Source organism: Bacillus sp. JNUCC-22, assembly GCF_018861275.1.
GTDB lineage: Bacteria > Bacillota > Bacilli > Bacillales > Bacillaceae > Bacillus > Bacillus velezensis.
In genome coordinates, this window is sequence record NZ_CP076408.1 from 2329050 (window position 1) to 2341126 (window position 12077).

A 12077-nucleotide genomic window follows, 5' to 3' on the forward strand; every position below is an offset into this window, starting at 1 on the left:
ACAGGCAATCAGATAGTCACAAATTCATAAGGGTTCATTCCCTCGATCGGAATCGGCTTGGTCAGCTTCATCAGCCCCATGCGGGAGATCGGCTGCGTCAGCAGAGTTTCCAGCGCCTGCATCCCTTCCGCCCGGCTGATCAGCCCGAGACCGATTGCACTCAGTCTGTCAAACTCTTCAGAAATGTGATTGTCAGCCCGCTCCCAATAACCCCAGTTCATCACTTTGACCCGGCATGACAGCCGTCCGGAAAGCTCATGGGCAAATGCGTCTTTAAATGCGCACCCCGCCGCATAATGACTTTGATTCGGATTCTTAATATATGAAATAACCGAAGAGAAAAAGAGAATAAAGTCCAAAGACTCTTTCGCAAATACTTCGGCAATGTTGACGGAAATATCCACTTTCGCCGCAAGACCGGCGTGAAACTGTGATTCTTCCATATCTTTTACGCTTTCATTCGCAAATACCATCGCTGAATGAACGACGCCGCTGATGGTGCCGTATGTGTTTTTAATCTGTTCATAGGCGCGCTGAAGCGATGGAAGATCAGAAGCATCTGCGGCTATATATTCGGGAGCCGGGCCTGATGGCCGGTACCGGTCTATTTTTTGGCGTATCCGGCTGTCCAGCGGCCGCCTCCCGATCCAGACGACTCGGGCTTTATACGTCGTCACTATATAATCTGTCCAAACCTCGCCGATGCCTCCCGCACCGCCGATGATGACATATACGCCTCCATAGCGGTAAGGAACACTTTCAGATGGCTCGCTTTGGACCGGAAGCAATTGAGGCCGGTACCATTCCTGATGTCTGCGCACCCATGCTTTACCCGTACGGTCGCGGGACAGGCTGAATATGTCTTCTGCGGGGAAATCCCCCCCGTCTTCAAGATCGGCGAGACGGATGTGCCAGCTCGGATGTTCTTTAGCGAGAGACCCGACGAAACCGTGCACACTGGAATGAGCGGGACGCACCTCATCATATTGGGTGATAGGCTGTGCTTGGTGCGTAATCACCGTCATCCCGAGCTGCTCCTTTCCATACCCGAGACCGATAAGAGCTTTGGCCGCTCTGAAAATCTGCAGCACCCCGCTTTTTTGATCATGGCTGTCAGAATCAGCCGGCTGAGGGGCAAACCAGATCATATGCTGAATCTCACCGAGACGGCGGAGCCGATCAGATATCACTTCAACGGAAGCACTTTGGCCGATATCAAATCGCACAGCTTTAGGAAACAATCGTAAAACCGCGTCCGCCTGCCCGTCTGTACCGCCTATGATGACAGCTTTTGCTTCAGAAATGGGGAAGCCGGTTTGGTTGTCTATCGGTTCCGCGTCCCATACCTGCATCAGTTTGACGGCTCCGGTAAGGTTACCCGGGAGATCGTATTGCTTATTATCGGTTACGGCCGGCGCACTTTCGGCCATCCGGGCAGAAAATCCTTTTATCCTTACACACACATTGCCGCGTTCATCACATATATCAATGTCCATTCTTCGCACGGCCGGTGTTTCATGCGTCACAAATACGGCCGCCCACATGTTTGGACTGCACGGATGAAAAACGGTCAGTTCATGCAATTCAAAAGGCATTAACGGCTGCTCCGGATAACCCGCTTGATCTTCATTCATAACGCCGATGGCCGCCTGAAAAGCGGAATCTATCAGACTCGGATGGAGCACAAACTGTTCGGCTTCATCAGAAACGGAAGCGGGGAGCACCAATTTAGCCAAAGCTTCTTTTTCCCCGCAATAAATGTAATCAATTCCTTGATGTGAAGGTCCGTATACAATTTCCGCCTTTGCAAACGCCGCATAGCAGTCTTCTTTTGACAGCACTTTTTTGCGGCATCGCGCTTTCAGCTGTTCAATATGCAAAACCGGCGCCTCAGACAGCGGCTCAATCACAGCGCTGCCTTCACAATAAATGTCTGAATCATTTTCATTGCTGTACACTTGAAATGAAACATTGCCGTTGTCCTCCAAAGAAAGCCCTGTCGTCATACGCAGAGGCTCTTTTTTATGAACGGCCTGGCGTATCCAGCTGATATACCGCAGCGAAATGCCGGTTTTAGCCGTGTATCCAGCGGCTAACGGCGCGGCAGCCAGTTCAGCCGCGGCTCTCGCCATTTCAAGATAAGCCGCCCCGGGGAGAACACGCTTGTTTCGGACGATATGATCGGCTAAGAAGAATTCATCTCCGTTCAGTATCGTACTGAATTTTTGTTCTAACAAATCTGATGTATTGCGGTGAAGCAGCGGGTGAAGCCTGCTTTCTGTATTTGCGGAAGTGACGGGATGATCGGGCTCCGGTATCCAATATCGTTCCTTTGCAAAAGGGTACGTCGGCAGACTCATCCTGCGCGGTTTCTCCTCCCGATACAGCCGCGTCCAGTCTATCTCAAATCCTTTTGACCACAGCTCCGCAAGTTTTTTGTAAGTGCCGCTGTCCATCCATTTTCGGATCAGCTCCTCCGTATCCTGATCATCATTCAGGAAACCCCTGATTTCCGTTCCGCTATCAGACCGCCCTTGAAAGCAGCCGTCAATCTGCCGTTTTCGTTCTGTAAATTCAGTTAATTTCCTGATCAGGTCTGCTTGATCGTTCACTAAAAAAACAAGCCGCTCTTCCATTGCCAGCCGTCCCGTTTGCAGCGTATACGCCAGTGACCGCAAGGAAAAAGATTCATCAGGCTGCTTATCTAAGCCGGACTGGCCGAAAAGACCGGAAAGAATATTCTTATGTTTCTCATCGTTTGTAAGACATTCTGCTAAAGTCCGGACGGAAGTATGCTGTATGAGATCAGTCATGTCTATTGCCAGCCCGTATTGATCCGTCATCAGCTCAGAAAACTGTGTCAGCTGCATGACATCCAAGCCGAATTCCTTCCAATCCTGTTCATCATCTACCGAGCCGGCCTCTACATGCAGAACTTCGGCCAGAACACCTCGCAACGCATTTTCCAGCTGATTTTGCATTGTATCTATTTTGTCATGAAGCGGACCGCTTCCTTCAAGCGCTTTATCTTTGAGAAACATCAGCAGGCGGGCAGCGTATTCCTTCAGCCGCTCCGGATTTTTCGCTGACAGAGGCACGATATACGGTCTCTCTTGATCCTCCGTAATACCGGGGTTTTTAGGCCTGTACTCTTCTAAAATGAGATGAACGTTTGAACCCGTCGCCCCGAATGAACTGATGCCTGCGCGTCTCGGGCAGGCATGTTCACGGCCGTTCTCTGTATACGCCGGCCTTTTCCATGACTCGGTTTTTTGCTGCACGTAAAATGGCGAGTCCTCTAAACGGAGATACGGATTAATCGTCTCTGAGTGCAAAGAAGGGACAAGCGTTTTGTGAAACAGCTGCAAAACCGTTTTATGAAGCCCGCTGATCCCGGCAGCTGATTCCGCATGTCCGATATTCGATTTAACGGAACCGATCGCACAAAATTGCCGATCCTCCGTAAACGTGCGGTAAGCTTTAACAAGACCTTGTATTTCAATCGGATCTCCTAAAGAAGTTCCGGTTCCGTGCGCTTCCACATAAGAAATCGTCCGGGGATCGATCCCCGTCTTTTCAAGACATTCAGCTATCATATCCCCCTGCGCCACGGGGCTCGGCACGGTAATCCCGCTGACGGTCCCCACGTGATTGACGGCGCTGCCTTTTATCACCGCATAAATATGATCCTTATCTTCTTCGGCTTTGTGAAGCGGCTTCAGCAGCACGGCCCCGATGCCGTCAGCTGAGACATAGCCTGTGCCTCCTTCGCCGAACGTGCGGCACAGCCCGTCACTCGAATGCATATCCATCAAGCCGTATGTGATATATTTTGTCGGGTGCAATGATAAATTGACGCCTCCGGCAAGAGCTGCTTCACATTCACCGCGTCTCAGACTTTCCGCCGCCATATGAACGGCCGTCAAAGATGACGAACACACCGTGTCAACCGCCATGCTCGGCCCGTGAAAATTGCAAAAATATGAAACCCGGTTTGCGATCGGCGCATAGTTCAAGGGATAAGGAAAGACCAGCCCTTTGGCCGCAGCTTCAGCGCCGGCGAGAGAATAATCCATATGCATCACCCCGGCAAACACACCGACGTTCATTCTCTTATTCGGCCCTTTCGGCTGAACAATTGTTTCCGGGGTGTAGCCCGCATCCTCAATCGTTTCCCAGCATGTTTCTAAAAACAATCGTTCTTGCGGATCTTTAGCTTCTGCCTCCCGCGGAGAAATCCGAAAAAATTTCGCGTCAAAACAATCTGGATCGTCTATAAAACCGCCCCATTTGGAAATCGGCTTGCCGGACGGCGATCGCAAATGCTCATATGTCCTCGTATCCCAGCGGGAACGAGGCACTTCCGTTACGCTGTTTTCTCCATTTTTTAAATTTGTCCAAAATTCACGAAGATTTTTGGCGCCGGGGTACCGTCCCGCCATCCCGACGATCGCAATATCTCCATTCTGCGTTCCGGCTGACGCCGATTTTTTCACGCGGATTTGGGTTGTCCTCTTTTTTTCCCGGGGCAAAGGCTCAGCACTTGAATGCCCGCTTTGAGCATGGCCAAAACCGGCTCCGTAATGTTCGCACAAATATCCCGCTAATTCCGCGATTGTCGTGTATTCAAATAACAGTGTCGGCAGTAACTGCGTTCCGATTTTTTGTTCAATTTCCTTTACCATGTCCAACAGCCCCGGAGAATCCAGCCCCATTTCATAATAGCCGATATCCGGGTCAATCTCTTTCACAGGTTTGTTCAATCGGGCGGCAAGCAATTCTTTTAAATAAAGGATGCACTGTTCAGTAAGGCCGGCGGAAGCCTCCGCACGGCGGGGCTCAGAAGGCGCCGGTTCCGCTTGCGGAGCCGGGACGGCATTCCGCCCGTCAGGTTCTTTCTTTTGCCGTTTCTGATTGATCTGTTCCGGGTCCCTCACCAGTTTATTGGCGAAGTTTTTCAGTTCGCCGACTTTTCTGCCTTCCTCATTGAAAAACTCCATTGTCACGTAAACGAGATCTTTCTTACGGGTGACGGATTCTTTTTTTATCTTGGTGATACATGTCGTCTGCAGCAATTCGGCGCAATAAAACGATTCATAAAACAGCGGCAGAAATAATTGCCCCTCCTTCCTCGTCAAAGGAGCGAGATATACATTGGAGCCGATGCTGCTCGCATCTATCAATGCGGGATGAAACATCGTCTCTTCTGCATGTTCCAGCTGATCCTTTTGCACCGACAGATCAATATAAATCTCTTTTTCAGTTTGGTAGACGCTTCCGCAGCCTTTCATCATTCCTGAATGAACCAGTTCTTGATCCCTGCATTCCGCGTAAATGTCCTCAAGCGGTATTTCTGCCGCCGTTTGTTTTACGGCATCCCTCCGGACGCTTTCTTGGAAGCCGGCGGGCTTGACGGAATGCATTTTCGCCGCGGCATATACCTTTGTCTCTGCTGCTTCGTCACCTTGTTTTTGCCCTTTCACCTCTACCTTCCACTGCCCTTCGCCGTTCTCTGTACAATTAACGGAAAGCAGGATTGTTTCTCCCTGTTCAGGAGCTAAAGGGTGAAAAATCGATAAGTGCCTGAGTTCAAGGCCGGCATGAAAAAAACTGTTTTCTCTGAAAGTCTGATAGATCAGGTCAATATAAGCCAGACCCGGCAGCAGTTCCTTTCCATAGGCTTTATGATGTTTCAGAACGGGATGCTGATTGTTAATAAGAAGCTGCTCTTGCATATGAACTTCCTCCATATCGACGTTCAATTTTCAGCGCAATCGTAAGTCTTCATTTGTTTCCAAAACGTATTCGGACGGGACTTATGTGCGTTTCCATGCAGGCTTTCGGCTTTGTCCGGACGAATGGGCCGGCGTTTTAATTCCTGTCTCGGCAAAGGCTTTCTGACCGGGGTATACGCCTCTTGCTCCCAGGCTTCCACTATGACATGGGCATTCGTCCCTCCGTCAGCGAAGCTGCTGACAGCGGCAATCCGCGGTGAATCCGTCCATTCACGCAGAGCTTGCGAAAAATAAAACGGCGAGGCGGACAGATCGTAATGTGTCATCGGCTCTTTGCCCGAAAGGAAAGGCACACGCATTCGGCGCGAGAGCATAAGCACTGTTTTAATGAATCCGGCAATCCCTTCAGCGCATAACGGGTGTCCGATATTCGGCTTCATCGACCCCAATTCGCAAGGCGCGCTGTTTTGCATACGGTACACCGCTTCAATCGCCCTCAGTTCCAAAAGGTCTGTTACTTCAGAGCCTGAACCGTTTGCTTCAATGTAGCTGATATCCTCCGCTTTTCTGCCGCTTTTGGCAAGCGCCTTGGCCATCACTTCTTTCTGCGCCTGTATATTCGGTGTGGCAGGCCCCGCGGTTCTGCCGTCATTGTTTACGGAAATGCCTTTAATGACCGCATGAATCCGGTCCCCGTCTTTTACAGCCTGGGCCGCTGTTTTTAAATACACCATTCCGACGCCTTCTCCCAATACGATGCCGCCGGTGCGGCGGTCAAAAATATGAAACGCAGGCTCTTCGCTTAACAGATTGCGAAGTTCGAACATCCGGTGGGTTTGACCGGATTCCAGCAGACTGACTCCCCCGACCACCGCTGAGTCGATTTCACCGCAAGAAAGCGCCTGTATCGCCATATTCATACCGACAAGCGCTGAAGAACAGGCCGTATCCAAAACAAGACTCGGCCCCTTCAAATCAAAGAACTGAGAAAGATTGGCCGCTAAGTAATTCGGACCGGCTGCGACTATCGGATTTTTTGCATGCTTCAGACGGTTTTCATCAGGCATACTGCCGCCGCGTCCTCCTAAATAGACACCGGCTGACCTGCCTTTCATTTCTTGTAAAGAGTAACCGCTGTCTCTGAACAGATGAAGCGCCTCTTCTAATATAAGAAAGGACTGGATATCCATCGCCTTAATGTCTTCTTCGGGAATAAGGAAAAACTCCGGGTCAAAATGCGTTACATTTTGTAAAAGGCCCGCATAATCCGCCTTCTCCGTTTTCCAGCGCTCTTTCGGAACCCTTTGAATGGCTGACGTTCCTTCAGACAGCAGCTTCCAATAAGCTTCAATTGATTCAGCTCCCGGAAAACGGCAGGACATTCCGACAACAGCGATGTCTTGCGCCGCTCTAGCACGAGAAGGCTGAATAACAGCGGCTGCTGTTTGTTTGGGAGCGTCCGGGATTACAGGCTGAACCGGTTTTGAAACGGCAGCTTTGATTTCCGGATATGCTGTTTCAAGCCATCCCGCCAGCGCAGCAACCGTAGGATATTCATACAGCACCGCCGGGTCAAGGTCAGCTTTGATCCTCTTTCCGATCGCTCTGGACACTTGGGCAAGCATGATGGAATCGGCTCCGTAATCTTGAAACGGTGTATCAGATTCAAATCTTGACGGCTCCAGTCTTAATTCCCGGCAGCAAATGCCCGTCAGCCACTCCTCAACGCTTTCTGTATCGGCCTGTTCCTGCTGCTTTGTTTCAGTAAGGCCGGATGAAAGCAGCAGACGGTCAGGCTCCCATTTTTCCGGGTGAATGACGGCCGGCATAATAACAGATCCGCAATCGCCTGCCATGATGGCATCAAACAGGCTCAGCCCTTCTCTGTCAGTGATGCTCTTTAAACCGCTTTTCTGATAGGCCCGGCTTTTTGATTCGCCCATACCCGTTTCTTTCCAGCTCGGCCACTGGATGCTCAGCACCGGAAAACCTTTTGCGGCCGCAAAATAATCCATATAGGCGTTAGCCATGGCATAATCGCTTTGTCCCGCTCCTAATTCCGGCATCACGCCGGACACTGAAGAAAACAGCGCAAAAAACCGGAGAGGCTCCTTGTGCAGCGCTTGATACAAAAGGTCCAGTCCGTCTGTTTTAGGCTCAAGCACGGGCATCATCTGTTCGCTTGTTTTGCGGATAAAGGCCGGATGATCGAGATCTACGGCTCCCGCTGCGTGTAACACGCCTCCTATCGGCCCCATTTGATCTTTCACACGGCTGACGGCCTGCTCATATTCAGGGCCGGAAGATACAGACAGCACTTCCGTTCGGATACCTTTTTGTTCGAGCTCTCTAATTCTTCTCACCTTATCGGAAAACGGGGAATTCCGTTTGATATGATCATCCCATTCCGCTTTCGGCGGCATTGTTTCTTTTCCGGTAAGCACGAGTTTCGTGACTCCGTAACGTTCGGCAAAATGCCGGGCAAATAAATATCCGAGTCCCCGGGTCCCTCCGGTGATCCAGAGCACATGGTCTTTCGGAAATGAAAATTCTTTTTCAGCTAAGCTGTTTGTTTCCTTTAACCGCGCGTGATAGCGCACACCGTTTCGGTAACACACTTCGATGTCTTCAGAATCGCGAAAAAACTCATCTGCGATCTGGTTTGCCAGCTCAGGATCTTCGGCAGTCCGTTCTGCATCCATATGCCGCGAGCGGATATCCTTATACTCACTTTGGAGCATCCGGTACAATCCGGCCTTTTTTGCACCTGAGAGATTTATCGTTTCATTTGCAAAGGGTTCAAGCCCCTTTGTCACACAAAGCAGCTGAAGCTTTCGGCCGCGGTTTCTGTTGTCAATGAGAGACTGCAGACGATGAATCCAGCCGTCATCATGATTGATTTCCGTCCCGCATCCGGTCACATCAATCAGACCGCCGAATCGGGCCGCGTCCCCGGATATTTCCGGTGATGCAGCGTCAATGATTTCAGACTCGGGGAAATAACGGGACAGCTCAACGGCTAAATTTCCTGTCTGGTGATCAGCAGCTATTCCGATGACGCCCCGCATTTCCTTAGCCGGAACACTGCTGCTTTCTGCCCAGCTTTTCTGTAAAAAGCGGATTTCACGAAATGTTTCAGAATGTGTTTCAGCATCACGAACATTGTCCGGCGCTGCATCGTCCGGCCAATACCGATCCTTTATAAATGGATAACCGGGAAGGCTGATGCGGTGCGGCAGGCTGCCGTTATAAAGCTCTGACCAATCAATCTTCAGCCCTTTCACCCAAAGTTCCAGAAGCTTCGCGAATTTTTTTCTTTTCATCCATTTACGGACGGCTTCCTGCATATCTTCATCCTTAAAAACGGCTAGAATGTCTTTATACTGTTTGCTTTTTCCCCTGAAGCAGCCGTCTGTCCCGCCGTCAATAAAACGCTGCAGTTTTTCCGCTAACTGCTCTGTCGACGTCACGATAAACGCCGCACGTTCTTCCATCGCTTCTCTTCCGGTTTGAAGGGTGTAAGCCGCATCCCGGAGGCTGCGGTCTGTGACGTCATTTTTTCTGATCGCTTGAAGAAGCTGCTGCGCCCGCTGCTTCAGGCTGGCCTCCAGTTTGGCGGATAATAAAATGACTGCGGGATCTTCATCTGTGAATGGCTCATAAATCTCCCTATCAGGTTCAATATATTCTTCTATCAATATGTGGGCATTTGCCCCGCCCGCGCCAAAAGAAGAGATTCCCGAGATTCTCGGAATCTCTTTTTGCGCTCCGTTTTCCTCAATGACCGGCCGTTTCCAGTCTGCCAATTCACGCTGCACCACAAACGGCGTCCGGTCGAATGCAATATTCGGATTCAATTTTCTGCAATGTAAAGAGGGAGCCAGCTGTCGTTTTTGAAACTGAAGCAGCAGTTTCGTTACACCGGCAATGCCTGCCGCGGCTTCCAAATGCCCGATATTGGATTTAACTGAGCTGATGGCGCAAAAACCTTTATCAGACGTTTTCGTTTGAAATGCGCGGGTCAAACCGTCAATCTCGATCGGATCTCCGAGTTCAGTACCCGTGCCGTGTGCTTCGATACAGCTGATCATCCGCGGATGTATTCCTGATTTTTTAAGCGCGCCGGAAATCACGTCAGCCTGGGCGCTCGGACTCGGCACTGTATACCCGTTTGTTCTGCCGCCGTGATTGATATGAGTGCCGCGAATCACCCCGTAAATATGGTCCTTATCAGCCATCGCTTTTGACAGCGGCTTTAACAGCACGGCCCCGACGCCTTCCCCGGGAACAAATCCGTCCCCGCTTTCACCGAAACTTTTGCACGTTCCGTCTTTTGAAAGCATTCGATAGGCGCTGAGCTCCGCATAAGCCGAAGGATGCGTATACACATTCACACCGCCGGCAATCGCCATGTCGCATTCGCCGCGAAGGATGTTTTCACACGCTTCGTGAATTGCAGTCAGCGAAGATGAGCACATCGTGTCGACCGGCATGCTCGGCCCTTTCAGATTAAGAAAATAGGAAACTCTGTTGGCCGCTGAACTGAACGACGTTTTCGGCTGCAGGGTGCCGCCGTTTTTCCAGTACATTCCGTACCCGTTTTTCGTAATGCCCGCAAAAACGCCGACCTGGCCGTTATACAAATTCTCAAGCTGTTCCTTCGTATAACCGGCATCCTCCAGCACCTGCCAGCACATTTCAATAAAGAGACGCTCCTGCGGGTCCATATTCAAAGCATCACGGGGTGAAATTTGAAAAAACAGCGGATCAAAGAAAGCGGCTTCTTTCAGAAACCCGCCCCGCTTACTGTAACTTTTCCCTTCTTTCACGGCCGCTTCAGGATCAGGGTTGTAGTACTTGTCCTTTTCCCAGCGCTCTTCGGGAATTTCCGTCACACAGTCTTTTCCGGCCGCTAAGTTATCCCAGTACTCTTCAAGTGTTTCAGCTTGCGGATAACGTCCACTGACTCCGATAATCGCAATCCCTTCTTTTGTCTGGTTCTCATTGGATAAAGAAGGCCGTTTCTTTCGCTTGATAAACGACGGAAGCACCGGAAAATCTTCATTTGCCAAAACCTGTTCTGATATGCCTGAACGGTGGTCATCATCATTTGTCCATTTTCGGCATTCTTTTGGATAATCCGTGACAAAGTGAGCTGCCAGAGATCCCAGTGTCTTATATTCGTAAAAAACCGTTTTGGAAAGGTCACCGAAAAGCAGAGACAATTCGCGGTTCAATTTCGTCACAGTGACTGAGTCGATTCCGTAGGTTTCCAGCGGCTCTTCAGTATCTATGTTGGAAACAGCAATTTTTGTAGTCAGGGCAAACAGCGTTTTGAGCTGAAGAAGCGTTTGTTCATACAAACGTTCACTGCGGTGTTCGGCATTGGTTTTTCCGGGAGCGCCCGTCTTGATGACAGGCTGCAGCTTCAACCCTGATAGGGAAGCCCATATTTTCCCCTCTTCGTCACATAAATCAATATAAAAGCTCCCCGCCTTCTCTTGTATCTCGGCCCATACCTTGTCAGGACAAGGTTCATAAAACAAAAGCTCGTCCAATGAAACCGGGGCGAGCGTTTTATATTCTTTGCCGCCAAGCAGCGCGCATGCCTCTGTCACACTTTGCATCACACAGGGAGGGAGGCCGAATCGGGCGGATTCTTTTTGGTTTGTCAATGGAATTGATATGTCTGCCAGCATCCGTCCTGCTGAGGCGTAAATACGCTCAATTCCTTTCATGTGCTCACTGTATTGAACGGTATCGTTCTGAGTGATGGCTTCAATTTGCTGCTGATCCATCAGGGAACCGCTGTTTTCCTTCAAGCGGCTGATATCCAGCATGCCAGGCGCAGCATCAACTAGCTGAATCGTCCCTTGGCTGTACACATCATGATGACTGAAATCGGCAGAAAATGGATTATAAATCTCAAACCTTTTGGCTTCACCCTCTGCGGGTATCAGCCTGATTTCGATATGGAACGGTTCAGCCTCAGTCAGAATGGGCTTTGACCACACGATATGTGTCAGCCGGACAGCCTCAGTCTCCTTTACTGTCAAAACAGCCGCAGCTCTCGCCATTTCCAAAAGAAGTTCTCCGGGCATAAGCTTTTTACGCTGTAAAGAAACATCAGCGAGAAAAAATTCCCGGCCGCTGAAAGCTGCCGAGAATCCCTGTCCCGTTTCATCGGAAATATGCTGCTGAGCAAGCGGATGAAGGGAATCCGCTTGGCGAAGTCCCATCCGCATATCATAATCGCGCAAAATGCCGATCGCATCCTGTTTTGTCATTTTTTTATTTTTGACGTCAGAAAAAACCCGGTGCAGAAACTCTTTCATATGGTTT

General features: G+C 50.1%; 2 protein-coding genes. Both read right to left on the reverse strand.

Annotated features, from left to right (window positions below; all coding sequences use genetic code 11):
- Positions 1-8: 8 nt before the first annotated feature.
- Positions 9-5735 (reverse strand): type I polyketide synthase, encoded by a 5727-nt coding sequence (locus tag JNUCC22_RS11160; RefSeq protein WP_216061729.1) that lies wholly within the window; start codon positions 5733-5735, stop codon positions 9-11.
- Positions 5736-5758: 23 nt separating this feature from the next.
- Positions 5759-12070 (reverse strand): type I polyketide synthase, encoded by a 6312-nt coding sequence (locus JNUCC22_RS11165; RefSeq protein WP_216061730.1) that lies wholly within the window; start codon positions 12068-12070, stop codon positions 5759-5761.
- Positions 12071-12077: the final 7 nt, after the last annotated feature.

What these genes read in the sequence shown, in the direction of transcription:
- JNUCC22_RS11160 (WP_216061729.1), bottom strand. Translation starts at nt 5,735, where the DNA reads ATGCAAGAGCAGCTTCTTATTAACAATCAGCATCCCGTTCTGAAACAT.
- JNUCC22_RS11165 (WP_216061730.1), bottom strand. Translation starts at nt 12,070, where the DNA reads ATGAAAGAGTTTCTGCACCGGGTTTTTTCTGACGTCAAAAATAAAAAA.